This is a genomic window from Confluentibacter sediminis, from assembly GCF_003258355.1.
Taxonomy (GTDB): domain Bacteria; phylum Bacteroidota; class Bacteroidia; order Flavobacteriales; family Flavobacteriaceae; genus Confluentibacter; species Confluentibacter sediminis.
Genome location: NZ_QKPO01000010.1, coordinates 149,434 through 165,336, shown reverse-complemented (window position 1 = coordinate 165,336; position 15,903 = coordinate 149,434). Strand labels below are relative to the sequence as shown.

Genomic DNA, 15,903 nt, shown 5'->3' with positions numbered 1-15,903 from the left:
TAATATTAAGTGTTTAGTCACTCTTACTGCGACTGTCAACTGAATTACTAATTAATGATCTTCAATTAAAGCTTTATTTCTACTACGTTGGATCCAAATAATAATTCCTAAAACAATTAATGCCATGGGCGACAATAACATAAATCCATTATTCTCGTATCCAATGGCATAAAGTCCTGTTTTTTCAATAGGATCTCCTAAAACTTTGAAACCCAATAAAGTTCCTGAGCCTAAAAGTTCTCTAAAAAACCCAACTATTATAAGTATTAAACCATATCCAGCACCGTTACCAATTCCATCTAAAAAAGAACGCCATGGCCCATTTGCTAATGCAAACGCCTCAAAACGCCCCATAATAATACAGTTTGTAATAATCAACCCCACAAAAACCGATAATGTTTTACTTAATTCATAAGAAAACGCTTTTAAAACCAAATCTACTACAATAACCAAGGCTGCAACCACAACTAATTGGACAATAATCCTAATTTTAGAAGGAATGATGTTTCTCATTAATGAGATGATTAAATTCCCAATAGCTACAACAGCTGTTACAGAAATTGCCATTACAATAGATGCTTTCAACTGAGCTGTAATCGCTAACGCTGAACAAATACCAAGTACTTGAATCGTAATTGGATTATTATCTGTTAGTGGATCTAATATTAATTTGCCGTCTTTTTTTGATAAAAGTCCCATAAATTAATTGTTTTTTAAATTTTTAAAATAAGATTCGTATAGCTTTAAATCACTTTTTAGCATGGCTGTTACACCATTGCCTGTAATCGTTGCACCAGCTATAGCATCAACCTCATTATCCGTTTTGTCTTCATTTTTAGGATCTGCATTGCCTTTTGCCACCGTAATTCCTTTAAAATCTCCTGATCCATCTAACAAATGTTCACCTGTAAAATCATCCATAAAGAAACGTTCTTTGATATTAGCACCAAGTCCCGGTGTTTCTCCTTTATGATCAAAATAAACACCTTGCACAACCATATTTTCATCTAAGGCAACATAGCCCCAAATAGCATCCCAAAGTCCTTTACCATAAACAGGGATAACATAAAATGTTTTTCCATCTTTTTCCCCTATAAATAATGGTAATTTTCTAACACCACCAGCTCTAGCTTTTGCTTGTTCCTTTTTAACATCAATCAAATAAGCTTCATGATCTTCTGTGACTTTATCACCTTCTATTACTATTTGATTTTTAATATATTTTTCAAATTCTGAAGCTACTTTATCCGTAGATATGAAAACAGCACTACCTTCTACATTTTGGTTAACTCCCATAGCATACAAAATATTTTGCTGCTTCTCTAAACGTTTATTTTCATCAATCTTTGGTTTTAGTGATTGGGCGGCGTATGCTAACACTGCTCCCACCACAAATACCATAATGATGGCAAAAATAATAGTATATGAATTTTTATCTGTTCTATTTTCCATCGTTATGCAACTTTAGCTTTTAAACGTTTCATTCTTTTCTTAACATTACCTTGTATCACGTAATGATCGATTGTAGGCGCAAATACATTCATCAATAAAATGGCTAACATAACTCCTTCAGGGTAAGCTGGGTTAAAAACTCTAATAAGTATGGAAACAAATCCTATTAAAAATCCGTAAATCCACTTTCCTTTATTGGTTTGTGATGCCGTAACAGGGTCGGTAGCCATAAACACCGTTCCAAAAGCAAAGCCTCCAATAATTAAATGTTCCCAAAATGGTGTACTCATTAAACCATAGAATTTACTGCCTTCTACTATAATACCAGCATCCACAATTTGATTGAAAATTAAACCCATGGCTATGGCTCCTAATACAGATGATAGCATAATCCTCCAACTACCTATTTTAGTGAATATTAAGAATAAACCTCCTAAAATAATAAGTAATGTTGATGTTTCTCCTACGGATCCTGGTATAAAACCTAAAAACATATCTGCTACAGAATGTGTCATTTCTTTACCTTGAGCCAAGCTCCCTAAAATAGTTTCACCAGAAATAGCATCTAAATTAGCCCCTGCAGCAATATCTTTAGTTCTTTGAACAGCACCCTCAACCCAAACTTTATCCCCACTCATCCAAGTAGGATACGCAAAGAATAAAAAGGCTCTAATAGTTAATGCTGGATTTAAAATATTCATTCCTGTACCACCAAAAACTTCCTTTCCAATAATAACACCAAACACAACAGCTACTGCAAGCATCCATAAAGGAATATCTATAGGTACAATAAGAGGCACTAACATTCCTGTTACCAAATAGCCTTCTTCTACTTCATGCTTTTTAATAATGGCGAATATGAATTCAATTCCTAAACCAACACCATAAGACACGATAATTAATGGAATGATTTTCCAGAAACCAATCATAAAATTATCTAAAGTCCAGAATTCTGAACTAAAAAAACCAGAAGTTACTGCTTGAACATCTCCAACTTGTAAATTATGTTGGTATCCTGCATTGAACATTCCAAATATTAAACACGGTATCATAGCCATGATAACCGTATTCATGGTACGCTTTAAGTCATCAGCGGCCTTAATATGGGTACCATTATGTGTGGTATCGTTTGGCGTATATAAAAAAGTATGTAATGCGTTAAACGCTGGCGCCATTTTAGTGCCTTTATACTTTTCTTTTAAATTATTTAAATTACTTTTTAAACCCATTATCCTATCTCTTTAAGCATTAAGTCTAAGCCTTTTCTTATAATATCTTGATGTGGTTGTTTAGACACACAAACAAATTCTGTTAATGCAAAATCTTCAGGAGCTACTTCATACATTCCTAAAGCTTCCATTTCATCCAAATCTTTATACATACATGACTTTAAGATTTGCATGGGGTAAATATCCAAAGGAAATACTTCTTCATAATTACCTGTAGTAACAAAAGCTCGGTGTTCACCATTTGTATTGGTATCCAATTCGTATTCTTTCTTAGGATTTAACCAAGAAAACGTTAAGGCTCTTGATGTTGAAATTTTATTAAAAACTGGCTTATTCCAACCAAACAATTCATAATCATCACCTTCAGGAATGACAGTAATCACATTGCTGTAATAATCTAAATAACCATCTGGTTTTATTTGTTTTCCACTTAATATATTGCCAGAAATAATTCTTACATGCGCATCTTGCGAAATGCCTTTATCATAAATAATGGTAGCCACTTCGCAACCAAGTTTGGCCACAAAATATCTCGGTTTTTCTATAGAAGAACCCACTAAAGCGACAATACGCTCTGCATTAAATTTACCTGTTAAAAGCAATTCGCCAATAATAACTAAATCTTGAGCCGCAATTGTCCAAACCACTTCCCCTTTATTAACTGGGTCAATTTTATTGATTAATGTACCAACATTTCCTGATGGGTGAGGTCCAGAAACTTTATGTATGGTTATACCTTTTAAACCTGCTAACGGCGAGTTCGAAGATTTACCAACAGATACATGCACTTGACCTTCGGTAAGTTTCCCTAAGGCAGTCACCGCTGCTTGCAATTCTGCCTCTTTACCTTGTAGGGTAAAATCTAAGTCAGCTGCTAATGGCGCCGATGCATATCCGGAAATGAATATGGCTTTTGGTGATTTGTCAGGATTTGCAATCACATCATAAGGCCGTTGCTTAATAAATGCCCAACATCCAGACGCCAACAAATGCGCTTTAATAGCATCTGCACTTGCAGCTTCTGGGTTCATTACACCATTATCTTTATAAGTTTGTGTTTTATCTGCTTGAATTTTTATAGATAAAATTTTTCGTTTTTCACCACGATCAATTTCTATAATTTCACCAGAAACTGGGGAAACAAACTTTACGCTTTCATTAGATTTATCATAAAAAACAGGGTCTCCCGCATTTACTTTCGATCCAACTTTAGAAATTAACTTAGGTATTAGTCCGTGGAAATCTTCAGGCCTTAAAGTATAAAAGTTGCTTAAAATAGCCTTTTCGGAGGTTTTCTCAGCTGCACCTTTAAGTTTAATGTCTAGACCTTTTTTAATGAGAATGTCTTTTGACATATTTTTTTTATTGAAATTGTTGTCTAAAAATCGGGGCAAATTTACGAATTAAAAATACAGTTTTCATAATAAATTAACAGATTTTTATTCGGGCTGGAATATGTTTATTTTTGGGCATAAAATTTGTTTATATTTACAAAAAAACCGCTTTTAAAATGTTGTCTAAGTATCTTACGCTTATCTTCTTTATATCTATATCTCACATGGTTTTTGGTCAAGTTAACGAGATAAACCCACCTGATTACATAAAAACTATAGCTTTTAGAGGAAACACCAATCAAAGCCAATTGCCTGTTTTAAAACTCGGTGAACATCTTGTTTTAGAGTTTGATGCTTTAAATGGCTATGAAGACAATTATTATTATAAAATACAACATTATAATTATGATTGGACACCTTCTATTTTAGTAAAATCCGAATACATGGATGGTTTTGACAATCAAAGAATTAGAGACTATGAAAATTCATTTAACACCTACCAAATTTATTCCCATTACACACTCACGATTCCTAATGAACAAACCAAACGTTTAAAAATATCTGGAAACTACATGATTCAAGTTTTTAACAATAGTGACGAACTGGTTTTTTCAAGAAAATTTATGATATATGAAGATACCACCGATGTGGGTGTTAGCATCAAACGTTCCAGAAGTATTGAGTTTATTGAAACCAAACAACGTGTGGATATTGTTATTACTTCAAACACATCACAACTTACCAACCCTAAAGAAAATGTACATGTAGTTATTGTACAAAATAATAATTTAAACACAGCTATTTCAAACTTAAAACCCTTATATACCATTGGTAATCAATTGATTTATAAATATGATAATGAAACTAGTTTTTGGGGCGGTAATGAATATTTATATTTTGAAAATAAAGATGTAAGAGCTGCCAACACCGGCATACAATATATTGATTTAAAGGAATTGTATCACAATTACTTATATACTAATTTCTCAAGAGCAAAAAAACCATATACTTATAATCCAGATATTAACGGCAATTATTTAATTAATAATATTGATGCAGACAATTCAAACATTGAAGCCGACTATGTTTGGGTGCATTTTTCGTTATTACCAGATGATTCGTTTAAAAATAAAACCATATATGTATATGGTAATTATAACAATTACACCTTAGATGAAAGCAATAAAATGGTATATGACGAAGGAGACCATCTATACAAAATCGATATGCTGTTAAAACAAGGTTTTTATAATTACAAATATGTTGCCGTAAACAATAATAATACATTAGATGAAGGTGCCGTTAGCGGAAATTTTTATCAAACGGAAAACAACTATAAAGTTCTTGTTTATTACAGAGATTTAGGTGCGAGATATGACAAAATTATTGGTTTGGGCGAAGGTAGTTCAGTAAATATATCGAACTAATCAACCTAATTTTACTGTAATTCAACTTAAACATGTTTAAAAATGATGCTAACATATTAATATTTATTAATTTAGCAACATAAAACACATTGTACATCATTAGTTAATATGGTTCAACAAGTAACAAAAGGCATTAAAATTTCGGTGGAAACAACCTTCGAAGGATCATTTTATAAAAATTATAAAATACAATATGCTTTTGGCTACACCGTCACTATTGAAAACCAAAGTAAAGACTCTGTTCAACTTAATGCTCGCCATTGGGAAATTCTTGATGCTTTAAATAAAGTTGAAATTGTTTCTGGTGAAGGTGTTATAGGCAAAAAACCGGTTTTGAAGCCTGGCGAATCACATACTTATACTTCTGGCTGTTTATTAACATCTCCTTTTGGTGCCATGTCTGGACATTATAGTATGATTAACTTTACTACTGCCAAAAATTTTAAAGTTAATATCCCTTCATTTAAGTTAAGTGCACCTTTTGCAATTAATTAAAATACTCTCTGGTTCTCTCCAATTCTATCAAACCTAAAAACGGTTTCATTCTGCTTGACATGAAAAAATTTGCAATTTGAATACTGTACAAATTCAAAAGGTTTATGGTAATTAAATAAATTATTATCCACCACATATTCAGCATCCACATCAATATGCCCATGAGGGGAAAGACGTCTAAATCTGTAATGAAAGTCATTCGTGGTTTTATGAAGTTCAAACCAAGCACCAGCCGCAATTCCTGACAGCCACTGTGCTTTTTCATGTAAATCATCAATGGGTTTTGGCATGAGTGTTCCAATAAAGTTGGGTTGATGATTTTCTAACTTATCTAAAAAACAACGTATATTTTCACTTTTTTGAGAACCTGTATATTTAGAAATGACTCCAGTTTCCGAAACTTCAAAAACATGATTATCTGTATTAGCCAATAATACATTGCCAACAGTACTCGGTGTAAACCAATTCGCTTTTTTAAGTTTTTTTTTAATCTTATTATCAGTTACCGAAGCCATTAATGTATCGGTTACAAATCGTGCGCAATTGCAAGCCTCTTTTATAAAGGCAGCATATCTGATAAAATGTTTTTCTTGCATTGTTGTGATATGGGCTCTCGCTTTTTTATAATCTATTACGTTACAAACAGACGCCACTAATTTCCCATCACCATGTGTTAATTCAGGATGCGTTCCTAGAAATTCTAACATTTCGTTTAAGTTCTCTATTCTTCCTTCTTTGATTTTAGCTTTTAAAGGAAAATCCAATTCGTTATCAGTATCTTTTCCTCTAACTCTTCCATGGGGTTCGGGTGTTATATATCTTCCAAAATCATGATATTCCAAAACACCAGTTTCTTTATTAATTAAGACTAAAGCAGCATGACCCGCTCTTAAATAATTCTTTTTCCCAACACCGAAAAATCTTAGAAAAGGCGAAAACCATTCTTTGGAAACCATAACAATGGTCTCTGGATATGCCAGTGTTAAAATAATGCCGGTATTAGTCATTTACAGTGTCCCAAAGATAAAGATTGTTTCTGTAACCATCTTATTTTGAATATTTTCGTAATGCATTTTAAGAATATCTACTGTCTTATCAACTTGTGTGATACTAGTGGTTTTCACAAAACCTCGATTCATAACTACACCATAATCCTCATTTCCTGCACCGGCCGTTTTATGAAATAGCAAAAGTGACTCAGCGTTTAATTTATAGTCACTTTTAAAATATTGAAACCATTGTAAACGTTCATGCCGCATAGCCTCAGAATATAATGTTGATGAGGACCAAATTTTAGGTTCTAAAGGCAATTCTTTAAAATGCTTTTGTTCACCATCCCACACCAATTCAAAAAAACGAAGTAGGTTGTTCCAATCGGCGATAACCATTGTAAATGGTTCAATATTCTCAAGACTATAATTTTCAATTGTACTTTCTATAGCGTCAGAAATTAAAAAATCTTTTGCCACAATGCCTCTACTTAATCTATAACTCGACTGTCTTTCATGACAAACAAAAGCACCATTCAACACACAAACCAATCTATTTTTTTCGCTAACGCCAATCCAGGTCCCTCCAGACATGTTATCTTTGGGATATAATAATTTAACGTCTTCCTCAAAATAAAAGTCTGGCGACAAAGATGTTCTATTTGGCGCTTCATCCCTATTGGATGTTAAAACAAAATCATTTGTGCCTTTCGGAATAATAGTAACTGTACACATAAAGTAACTAGTCTGGAAATACTTAGGCAACTTACAAAAAATAAATAAGTTTTAACTAGGTTTTAGGAAGCTCAAGCTGAAAAATCGTTAGATAATTCGTAAATTTGCAACTCATTTACTGAAAATTCAATAACAAAAAATCAAATATCATGGGAAAAGGCTTTTTTAATGTGCCAATCGCTTACAACGAACCGGTAAAAACGTATGCTCCTGGCACTCCAGAGCGCGATACTGTTCTGAAAGCATATAAAGATATGTTTAATAGCAAAATCGATGTGCCACTATACATCAACGGGAAACATATAAGTACTGGAAAAACCAAAACCATGTCACCTCCACATGACCATAAACATAGTGTAGGAAGTTATCATCTTGCTGAAAAATCACATGTTGAAGAAGCTATTTCAACAGCTTTAGAAGCAAGAAAAACATGGTCGAAAATGCCTTGGGAACAACGGGCTGCCATTTTTTTAAAAGCGGCGGAACTGATCGCTGGTCCCTATAGAGCCAAGATAAATGCTGCTACTATGATAGCACAGTCTAAAACCATTCACCAAGCAGAAATAGATGCCGCTTGCGAATTGATTGATTTCTTAAGATACAATGTACAATTTATGGCAGACATTTATTCGGAGCAGCCAGAAAGTACCAACGACAATTGGAATCGATTGGAATATCGCCCGCTTGAAGGTTTCACCTATGCGGTAACGCCTTTTAATTTTACAGCTATTGCGGGTAATTTACCGTCTTGTATGGCTTTAATGGGGAATGTGGTTGTTTGGAAACCTAGTGATAGTCAAATTTATTCAGCTAAAGTAATCATGGACGTTTTTGAAGAAGCAGGGGTACCTCCAGGAGTTATTAACGTTGTTTTTGGGGATCCTGTTATGATAACCAATACGGTATTATCAAGTCCAGATTTTTCTGGTTTACATTTCACTGGATCTACATTTGTTTTTAAAGAACTTTGGAAACAAATAGGAAATAACATCCATAATTATAAAACATACCCAAGAATTGTTGGTGAAACAGGGGGGAAAGATTTTATTTTAGCTCACAAAACTGCTGATGTAAAACAAGTAACTACGGCTATTGTTAGAGGTGCTTTTGAATTTCAAGGACAAAAATGTAGCGCAGCCTCTCGAGCCTATATCCCTAAAAGCTTATGGCCAGAAGTAAAGAAACTTGTCATTGAGGATGTAAAATCTTTTAAAATGGGTTCCCCAGATGATATGAGCAATTTTATTACCGCGGTTATTCATGAAGGTTCTTTTGACAAACTAGCTAAATATATTGACCAAGCGAAAAAGGATGATGATGCAGACATTATAGTTGGTGGCAATTATGATAAAAGTAAAGGTTATTTTATTGAACCAACCGTTATTGTGACTACCAATCCAAACTACGAAACCATGCATACTGAACTTTTTGGGCCGGTCATTACCATTTACGTCTATGAAGACGAAGCGTTTTCAGATACTTTAAAATTAGTTGATGAAACTAGTGAATATGCCCTAACAGGAGCCATACTAGCAACAGACAGGTATGCTATTACCGAGGCAACAACTGCTTTACAAAACAGTGCAGGTAATTTTTATATCAATGATAAACCAACAGGAGCTGTAGTGGGGCAACAACCATTTGGTGGTGCTCGTGCTTCTGGAACTAATGATAAAGCTGGTAGTGCCCAAAACTTATTACGTTGGGTTTCTACCAGATTGATTAAAGAAACATTTGTAACCCCTACAGATTATAGATATCCGTTTTTAGGAGAATAAAATTAAAGGGAAGTTCAATTTGAACTTCCCTTTAAACTATTTACTTTTAAATTTAAGACTTTCCTAAAATCCTGAACATCCCTGTTCCACACGTAGGGCATTTGCCTTTCATTGCTTTTCTACCATTTTTCATGGTTACTTCTTCAGCAGCCTTGATTTCTTTTTTGTCTTTACATTTTACACAATATCCTTCCATAATGCACTTAATATTTTATAATTAATTAACTTAAACTTTTAAATATAGGTTTTATTTTGGATGAGAGCAAATAAAAGTTAAAAACATAATTATTTCTTAAGAAATTTAGCTTCTTGACCCCCGAAAACAAAAAAGCATCCCAATCTTCTAAAAGAAAAAAGGAAAGCTTTCCATTGGCATGTGCCGAATTTAATTCAGCATCTCAACCACTTTTTGATAAACACGAGGTGCTTATCAAACAACACAACTTCTTTAAAGTGCCAAAAAAAGCCCTAATCTCTTAGAGCTTTTAGCAATTTGGCGGTCTGGACGGGACTCGAACCTTTTTATTTTATTTTACACTATTTATACATAAAGACTAATAAAATTAAGCCATGCCGCATTAAAACCTTTATTATAAAGCATTTCAAGAATCACCAAAAATCAAATGAATTAAAAAGAAATAAAAATTAATCGTACAAGTACCGTACAAATATATTAAATTTGTATTGCTCAAAATCTAATCCGTATGGCAACAGTTAATTTTTTATACCGTTCAACAAAACAAAAAGCCCCTTTAACTCTAAGGCTATTATACAGACATAAGAATAAAGATTATGTATTTAGCACTAAAATTAAATATGAAGTTGAACAGGAATATTGGAAAAAGCATTATAAGAATACTAAGGATGCAGAAATAAAAAACAAACAAATTGAAGTTAACACCGAATTACAGAAAATAGAAAACTTCGTTTTAGATGCTTTTAAAGAAACCAATGTAAATGATATTTCAAAGTACTGGTTAAATGAACAGGTACATATATATTACAACCCTCCTACTGAAAACAAGCTAAGTGAATATGTTACTGATGTTGTACAGCAAATTATTGATGAAGCACATATTAGAGGAAACGCCAAAGGCGGAATTGGATTAGGTGAATGTAGAATTAACGCATATAAGAGGCTAAAACAACTAATTATTGAATTTCAAGGAAAGAAGAAATTAAAAATTAAAGACCTCAACAACAACAAATTTGACGAAATAAAAAACTGGCTACTAAAAGACAAAAAATACTCATCAACTTATTCAGCCAAAAAACTATCTGATTTTAATGGTGTATGTAAGTATGCAAGGTCTAAGGGAGTTGAAGTTTCAATAGAGTTAGACAGTATAAAGACTAAACAAGTATCTGCTTATGATGATGACATGGACGTTATCACATTAACGGAAGATGAAATTGAAAAGATAGAGAATGCTGATTTAAATTCGGAAGCTTTAGTAAATGCTCGTAAGTGGTTAATTCTTGCGTGCTTTACTGGACAAAGAGGGAAATCATTAACAACAAGGATTAAAAAAGAGAATTTCCATATATACGGAAAAGATTTAATCATTAAGATAATTCAAAAAAAGGGCAACAAACCAATCATAATACCAGTATTACCTAAAGTAAGGAAAATTTACGAAGAAGGGCTACCTTACGAAGTATCAATTCAAAAACTTAACAAACATTTCAAAGAAATAGGAAGAATTGCTAAATTAGATGAAATGGTAATGGGACGAATTCAAGAGAAAGGACGTAGAGGAGTGAAAAAATTAAGACCAAAACATACATACATAAGCACCCACATAGGCAGAAGAACATTTGCGTCCATCCATTACGGAAAAATGCCTACACCAATAATAATGAGAGTAACAGGACACAGCAAAGAATCAACATTCTTAGGCTATATAAACCAAACAGATGACAGCCACATTGCTACATTTCTTGATTATTACAAAACAAAAGAGCTAAAAGCACAAAAGAAATCACAGCTAACCATTGTAAAAGAAGCCCAATAAATTATGATACCAAAAGAATTTAAAAATACTAAACAACTAAAAGAAGAATATAACAATCACATGGCTCAATTTGAGTATCAAGAAATCCCAGAAGAATTTGCTCATTTGCCACCGATTGAAATACAACAAAAAGAATTTGAACAATCCCAAGAATATAAAATGCAGGTACTAATTGAAAAAACATTTAGTAAGGAATATAAGAAACTAACAGATGATTTAACATACTTTTTAGGATGCCCCTATAGTATTTACGCATCAACTTATGAAACTCGCTTAAAATCGTTCAAAGACAACTACATGGATGCCGAAGAACATAACTTCATTATCGATGAGTTAAATTTAATTAGCAGTTATCAATTTCCAGAGTTTATTGAAACTGGCTTAAAAAAGAGTATAAAATATTCTTTAGAAAAAACAAACAATTACCTTAAAGAAAAGTTACAATCTTTGGGATATAAAATTGAAAACACAATAACCAAAGAGGGCAAAATCAATAGTATTGCGGTGAAAAATGCTTCTGTTATTAAATTAGACACAGAGCCAATAATTGATTTAAGTGATAGTAAAGCTAAAGATAAAATTAGATTTCTTGGTTTAATAGGCTTTTTTGATTTCATAAAAGAAAAAGAACCATATCTTAATATAAATCAAATAGCTTCATTGCTTAGTGCTATTACAAGTATTAAACAACAGACAATTCAGCCATACATTAACCCGATACTAAGTAAAGAAGTATCACAAAATAATAATCCTTTTAATGACAAACCAAAGGTTAACATAGCAAGAAAACAACTTATCAATATAGGTCTAACAAATATTAAAACCTTTTAGGTAATTTTTAGATAGTACTTTTTAAGTTACAGATTTTAAACTTTTTTTAAAAAAATAAAAGCCCAAAGCGTTAATGTTTATGGGCTTTTTCTATTTACCGCTCCAAAATATTTCAAAATATTCCACAAGAAATAAAACCTAAAAATCATCTATCGGGTCTTTGCATGAAAATAATTTTAAATCCAATTTTTATGAATGAAAGCACTCAAAATGTAATTACTCAATTACACCAATTAAAAGCCCAACAAATTCTTAGCCCTTTAGCAGAATTAAAAAAGGAAGTCGAAAGTTTAAAGCAATTATTATTAGCTAAACAACCCATCGAATTTATGTCACGCAAAGAGCTTGCCGAATTATTAGACACCAATTCTCAAACTATTAGTAACTGGACTCGTGAAGGTAAACTAAAAATGTATGGTATTGGAGCTAGACGATACTATAAACGTAACGAAGTAGAACAAGCCCTAATAGAATTAAACTAATAAGACTATGAAAACGGTAATAATCCAAAAAGGAATTTTAAACGATTTAAAGCCTTTAATTGACAAATACAACAAAATACACATGCCTAAGTTAAAGATTGATGTAGCAGTCTTTTTTATTGGTTTAATTAATGAATTAAATAGCCATTATAGGGATGATGAAATGGAAAATAACAATCATTTTATACCATTATATTCTAACATTCTAAAAAACTATCATTCGGGTTACAATAGGTACTTCGTATTTTTAGTTTGCGCAGGTCTTCTTGATAAAGATAACTATGGGGCAGATATAGCTAAAAGCAATTCATACAAAATAACTGATACATATATAAATGATGAGTTAGTGTCTTATCCAATTACATACAATAAACTAATTGAAAAGTTTAACGAAAAAGGGTTAGATAAATATCAACAAGAGAAAATTAAGGATTGCATTAAAAAGAGACCTCAACTTATGACAATTTTTAATGATAGCTTAACTATTGATGCTAACGCAGCATACAATGAAGTAAAACATTTAAAAGATGTTGAACCAAAAAAACACAATAATGCAATAGTATTGATTAAAGAGTTTAATAATCAAGAGTGGAAAGCAAGTATTAAGCCTTACACGGACAATAGGCTACACACCAATCTTACAAGGTCTCCCAAGGTGCTTAGAAAGCATATCTTAGTGAACAATGAAAACATTGCAGGTTGTGATATTAAAACCTCACAACCCTATTTCTTTTGTGTTGTTTTAAAAGCAATAATAAGGAAAGATAAAGAACTGTTAGAAAAGGTTAAAGCTACCAAAGTATTAAACGGCAATGCTATTGAGCAGTTATTTAATTTAGAAATTGATAAAAATGAAGTCATAGATTTTGTCCTTTCTGTAGTTGACGAGAAAACCGATTTTTACAATTATTTTCAAACCAAGCTAGATATAAAAATTGACGAAAACGGACAACCTTTTAGAATTGTATCTAATTTTAAAAGTAAGGACAAAGGGAAGAGAAAAAGAAAGCCTAATGAGGATTTTGAATCACATACAAAGAAATTCTACCCAACAAAAAGAGATTTAGCAAAAGAAGTCGTTATGGAGATATTCTACAGCAGTCCAATGTCAAAAATGTCAGAAGCTGTAATCTTTAGAGAAAAATACCCTAGCATCCATAAAATCATTAAATGTATAAATGACAATGGTATCAAATTTTCTCAACTACTTACTTCTATTGAAGCATATATCTTGTTGGATGTTGTAGCAAAGCAGATTAATGACAAACACCCTAAAATGCCTTTAGGAAGCATACATGATTGTCTTGTTACAACTAGAAAACAACAAGGCTTTTTACATGAAGAAATGCTACGACTTATAGAACAAGCAACAACATTGAAAGTTAAGATAGATAAAGAACAATGGAATAATTAAACAACAATTCTTTACCCTAATGATGCAGGTTTTTATAATACAAATAAAAAAGCTGCTAGATATTGATTTTCAGTATTTAGCAGCTTTTAATTGTTTCAAAAAATCAATAATTAATTAAACCAATATCAAAACCTAAATTAGCTAACCTAAATGTCATCGCTTGTTCGCTAACACCAAATGTTTTCGCTAAATGAGATACTGGATTTTTTATTTTTTTTGGAGTTTTATTGATTTCTTCTATAATAAACTTTCTCGGCATCAATAAAGAAGCAGCAAAACTATTTGCTTCTCTTTCTCTTTGGATTTCACCAGTTGAAGATTCAAGGTTTCGATACATGATTTTATCGTTCTTTGAAATAAATAGTGGTGTGTCTTTGTGCAGAACGAAATGCCCGAATTCATGAGCTATTGTGAATTTTTGTCTAAGAGGGGCTTCATTGTTATTGTATCTAATATAAGCTCCTTTTTGCTTGATAACAAATAAGCCTGAAACATCTACATCTAAATTTTCTGGTTTTACATCAACACCACAAGATTTACAGATTTTCTTTACATCGATTTTCTTTGCGGATGTAATATTGAGTTCTTTAAGAATACCTTCGGTAATACTTTCAATTCTTCTATTTATCATGGCTAAATATTTTTGATTACTTCGTCAATGCTCTTAATCGCATTCTTGTTGAGATTATTGCTATTTAAGTATTCAGAATAATTTGATATTTCTGAAGTTGCAAATTGTACTATTTCTTCATAGGAAGGAAGTAAATCTTTTATTTCCAATTTCAATAATTGACAGATGGCATATAGTACATGAAGTGGTATTTGATGACGACCAACTTCCATATTGGAGATTGAAGACCTACTAAGTTCAATGTTTTTTGATATTTGTTTTAAATCTTCTGACAGTTTAAGTTGACTAATTTTTAAATATTGGCGTCTTGACTTGATTTTCTCACCAATAACTTTATAAAGAGAATCCTTATAATCAATCATTGAAAAACGATGGTTTTAATTCATACAAATATAAAAAATGTTTATGAAACTAACAAATGTATTTTATAGTGGTAGTGTAACAAAATATAATATTTTGATTTTAAAATAAAAATGTTTATGTTTGTGTCATTATTTAATTTAATATGATAGATATATAAACATAATAAAATTTTAAAAGATGACAAAATGGGCTGATTATTTAATTTCTCATGTAAAAAAGGACTCGAATCAAAGGGTAGTACATGTTTTGCTTCACGAAGATAAAGGAGAAACAGTTAGTATGGGTGTTATAAAGACTAAAGATGAGGTGATAACACTCCTTAAAAAAGGAAAAACTGTCAATACAATCTTATGGGGCTATCCAAATTGGCTTAATGGTGCTTCTGTGGATTTTATAAAATATCAAAATGGGGAATATTTAAGAACTGATAGAAATATAACTGAAAAAGATAATTTGGACAACTTAATATCTCTCTATGTATAAAAGCCTAAAATCCGTTCAATCCTTTCCGATGAATGAAAGGGGCATTAATAAACAAAATAATAATTTATGAAAAATATTACTTTAAAAAGTGATAAAGTGAGTTTATGCCATAAAAACAATTGCATACATGCAACTGGACTAAATGCTAAAATAATAGCCTTTGGTGCATTTGCAATGCTTGTTCTTATCGGTATATCTGCATTATCTAAAAATTCTTAAATAACTGGGGCTTAAAGCCCCTATTT

General features: G+C 31.8%; 18 protein-coding genes. 9 read left to right on the top strand and 9 right to left on the bottom strand.

The features are described 5' to 3' along the window. Positions 1-51: 51 nt before the first annotated feature. Genes DKT72_RS09910 through DKT72_RS09895 form a run of 4 tightly spaced genes read right to left on the bottom strand, consistent with a single transcriptional unit; the run spans position 52 to position 4,036 of the window. Positions 52-699: an NADH:ubiquinone reductase (Na(+)-transporting) subunit D gene (locus tag DKT72_RS09910; protein ID WP_111308576.1), complete on the bottom strand. Its 648-nt coding sequence runs from the start codon at positions 697-699 to the stop codon at positions 52-54. Positions 700-702: 3 nt separating this feature from the next. Beyond that, positions 703-1,452 (bottom strand): Na(+)-translocating NADH-quinone reductase subunit C, encoded by a 750-nt coding sequence (locus DKT72_RS09905; RefSeq protein WP_111308575.1) that lies wholly within the window; start codon positions 1,450-1,452, stop codon positions 703-705. A 2-nt stretch (positions 1,453-1,454) separates the two neighbouring features. Continuing rightward, positions 1,455-2,681, bottom strand: coding sequence for an NADH:ubiquinone reductase (Na(+)-transporting) subunit B (locus tag DKT72_RS09900; RefSeq protein ID WP_111308574.1), 1,227 nt, complete (start codon positions 2,679-2,681; stop codon positions 1,455-1,457). Then, the gene (locus DKT72_RS09895) at positions 2,681-4,036 is read right to left on the bottom strand and encodes a Na(+)-translocating NADH-quinone reductase subunit A (protein WP_111308573.1); all 1,356 of its coding nucleotides are present in this window, start codon (positions 4,034-4,036) and stop codon (positions 2,681-2,683) included. The genes DKT72_RS09900 and DKT72_RS09895 overlap by 1 nt, the downstream gene beginning before the upstream one ends. 155 nt (positions 4,037-4,191) lie before the next feature. On the opposite strand from DKT72_RS09895, the gene DKT72_RS09890 reads away from it, so the two are divergent. Together DKT72_RS09890 and apaG are read left to right on the top strand one after the other, a co-directional pair. Beyond that, positions 4,192-5,442 carry a type IX secretion system plug protein gene (locus tag DKT72_RS09890; RefSeq protein WP_111308641.1) on the top strand — a complete coding sequence of 417 codons (1,251 nt, stop codon included), beginning with the start codon at positions 4,192-4,194 and terminating at the stop codon, positions 5,440-5,442. 108 nt (positions 5,443-5,550) lie between these two features. Further along, a complete protein-coding gene (apaG, locus tag DKT72_RS09885; RefSeq protein WP_111308572.1) occupies positions 5,551-5,937 on the top strand; it encodes a Co2+/Mg2+ efflux facilitator ApaG/CorD in 387 nt (128 codons plus the stop codon). Here apaG and DKT72_RS09880 read toward each other — a convergent pair. Together DKT72_RS09880 and DKT72_RS09875 are read right to left on the bottom strand one after the other, a co-directional pair. Beyond that, positions 5,934-6,944 carry a DUF6695 family protein gene (locus DKT72_RS09880; protein ID WP_111308571.1) on the bottom strand — a complete coding sequence of 337 codons (1,011 nt, stop codon included), beginning with the start codon at positions 6,942-6,944 and terminating at the stop codon, positions 5,934-5,936. The genes apaG and DKT72_RS09880 overlap by 4 nt on opposite strands. Then, a complete protein-coding gene (locus DKT72_RS09875) occupies positions 6,945-7,661 on the bottom strand; it encodes an NRDE family protein (RefSeq protein WP_111308570.1) in 717 nt (238 codons plus the stop codon). Between the two features lie 149 nt (positions 7,662-7,810). On the opposite strand from DKT72_RS09875, the gene pruA reads away from it, so the two are divergent. Next, the gene (gene pruA, locus DKT72_RS09870) at positions 7,811-9,439 is read left to right on the top strand and encodes an L-glutamate gamma-semialdehyde dehydrogenase (RefSeq protein ID WP_111308569.1); all 1,629 of its coding nucleotides are present in this window, start codon (positions 7,811-7,813) and stop codon (positions 9,437-9,439) included. Positions 9,440-9,491: 52 nt separating this feature from the next. Here pruA and DKT72_RS18225 read toward each other — a convergent pair whose 3' ends face one another. Next, a complete protein-coding gene (locus DKT72_RS18225; RefSeq protein WP_162623287.1) occupies positions 9,492-9,635 on the bottom strand; it encodes a DUF5679 domain-containing protein in 144 nt (47 codons plus the stop codon). Between the two features lie 508 nt (positions 9,636-10,143). Here DKT72_RS18225 and DKT72_RS09865 point away from each other — a divergent pair. From DKT72_RS09865 to DKT72_RS09850, 4 genes are all read left to right on the top strand, one after another. Further along, positions 10,144-11,454: a site-specific integrase gene (locus tag DKT72_RS09865; RefSeq protein WP_111308568.1), complete on the top strand. Its 1,311-nt coding sequence runs from the start codon at positions 10,144-10,146 to the stop codon at positions 11,452-11,454. A 3-nt stretch (positions 11,455-11,457) separates the two neighbouring features. Continuing rightward, positions 11,458-12,285: a hypothetical protein gene (locus DKT72_RS09860; protein WP_111308567.1), complete on the top strand. Its 828-nt coding sequence runs from the start codon at positions 11,458-11,460 to the stop codon at positions 12,283-12,285. 191 nt (positions 12,286-12,476) lie between these two features. Continuing rightward, positions 12,477-12,767: a helix-turn-helix domain-containing protein gene (locus DKT72_RS09855; protein WP_111308566.1), complete on the top strand. Its 291-nt coding sequence runs from the start codon at positions 12,477-12,479 to the stop codon at positions 12,765-12,767. 7 nt (positions 12,768-12,774) lie between these two features. Next, positions 12,775-14,181: a hypothetical protein gene (locus DKT72_RS09850; protein ID WP_111308565.1), complete on the top strand. Its 1,407-nt coding sequence runs from the start codon at positions 12,775-12,777 to the stop codon at positions 14,179-14,181. A gap of 103 nt (positions 14,182-14,284) precedes the next feature. Here DKT72_RS09850 and DKT72_RS09845 read toward each other — a convergent pair whose 3' ends face one another. Together DKT72_RS09845 and DKT72_RS09840 are read right to left on the bottom strand one after the other, a co-directional pair. Next, positions 14,285-14,812 (bottom strand): ImmA/IrrE family metallo-endopeptidase, encoded by a 528-nt coding sequence (locus tag DKT72_RS09845; protein WP_111308564.1) that lies wholly within the window; start codon positions 14,810-14,812, stop codon positions 14,285-14,287. Positions 14,813-14,814: 2 nt separating this feature from the next. Next, a complete protein-coding gene (locus DKT72_RS09840) occupies positions 14,815-15,174 on the bottom strand; it encodes a helix-turn-helix domain-containing protein (RefSeq protein WP_111308563.1) in 360 nt (119 codons plus the stop codon). Positions 15,175-15,352: 178 nt separating this feature from the next. Here DKT72_RS09840 and DKT72_RS09835 point away from each other — a divergent pair, with 178 nt between their 5' ends. After that, entirely contained in the window at positions 15,353-15,658 is a 306-nt protein-coding gene (locus DKT72_RS09835; protein ID WP_111308562.1) for a DUF3892 domain-containing protein, read from the top strand. Between the two features lie 66 nt (positions 15,659-15,724). Next, a complete protein-coding gene (locus DKT72_RS18220; protein ID WP_162623286.1) occupies positions 15,725-15,877 on the top strand; it encodes a hypothetical protein in 153 nt (50 codons plus the stop codon). Positions 15,878-15,903: the final 26 nt, after the last annotated feature.

Bases quoted from the DNA above. Each gene is read 5' to 3' on its own strand.
- DKT72_RS09910 (WP_111308576.1), bottom strand. From the start codon at position 699: ATGGGACTTTTATCAAAAAAAGACGGCAAATTAATATTAGATCCACTA.
- DKT72_RS09905 (WP_111308575.1), bottom strand. From the start codon at position 1,452: ATGGAAAATAGAACAGATAAAAATTCATATACTATTATTTTTGCCATC.
- DKT72_RS09900 (WP_111308574.1), bottom strand. From the start codon at position 2,681: ATGGGTTTAAAAAGTAATTTAAATAATTTAAAAGAAAAGTATAAAGGC.
- DKT72_RS09895 (WP_111308573.1), bottom strand. From the start codon at position 4,036: ATGTCAAAAGACATTCTCATTAAAAAAGGTCTAGACATTAAACTTAAA.
- DKT72_RS09890 (WP_111308641.1), top strand. From the start codon at position 4,192: ATGTTGTCTAAGTATCTTACGCTTATCTTCTTTATATCTATATCTCAC.
- apaG (WP_111308572.1), top strand. From the start codon at position 5,551: ATGGTTCAACAAGTAACAAAAGGCATTAAAATTTCGGTGGAAACAACC.
- DKT72_RS09880 (WP_111308571.1), bottom strand. From the start codon at position 6,944: ATGACTAATACCGGCATTATTTTAACACTGGCATATCCAGAGACCATT.
- DKT72_RS09875 (WP_111308570.1), bottom strand. From the start codon at position 7,661: ATGTGTACAGTTACTATTATTCCGAAAGGCACAAATGATTTTGTTTTA.
- pruA (WP_111308569.1), top strand. From the start codon at position 7,811: ATGGGAAAAGGCTTTTTTAATGTGCCAATCGCTTACAACGAACCGGTA.
- DKT72_RS18225 (WP_162623287.1), bottom strand. From the start codon at position 9,635: ATGGAAGGATATTGTGTAAAATGTAAAGACAAAAAAGAAATCAAGGCT.
- DKT72_RS09865 (WP_111308568.1), top strand. From the start codon at position 10,144: ATGGCAACAGTTAATTTTTTATACCGTTCAACAAAACAAAAAGCCCCT.
- DKT72_RS09860 (WP_111308567.1), top strand. From the start codon at position 11,458: ATGATACCAAAAGAATTTAAAAATACTAAACAACTAAAAGAAGAATAT.
- DKT72_RS09855 (WP_111308566.1), top strand. From the start codon at position 12,477: ATGAATGAAAGCACTCAAAATGTAATTACTCAATTACACCAATTAAAA.
- DKT72_RS09850 (WP_111308565.1), top strand. From the start codon at position 12,775: ATGAAAACGGTAATAATCCAAAAAGGAATTTTAAACGATTTAAAGCCT.
- DKT72_RS09845 (WP_111308564.1), bottom strand. From the start codon at position 14,812: ATGATAAATAGAAGAATTGAAAGTATTACCGAAGGTATTCTTAAAGAA.
- DKT72_RS09840 (WP_111308563.1), bottom strand. From the start codon at position 15,174: ATGATTGATTATAAGGATTCTCTTTATAAAGTTATTGGTGAGAAAATC.
- DKT72_RS09835 (WP_111308562.1), top strand. From the start codon at position 15,353: ATGACAAAATGGGCTGATTATTTAATTTCTCATGTAAAAAAGGACTCG.
- DKT72_RS18220 (WP_162623286.1), top strand. From the start codon at position 15,725: ATGAAAAATATTACTTTAAAAAGTGATAAAGTGAGTTTATGCCATAAA.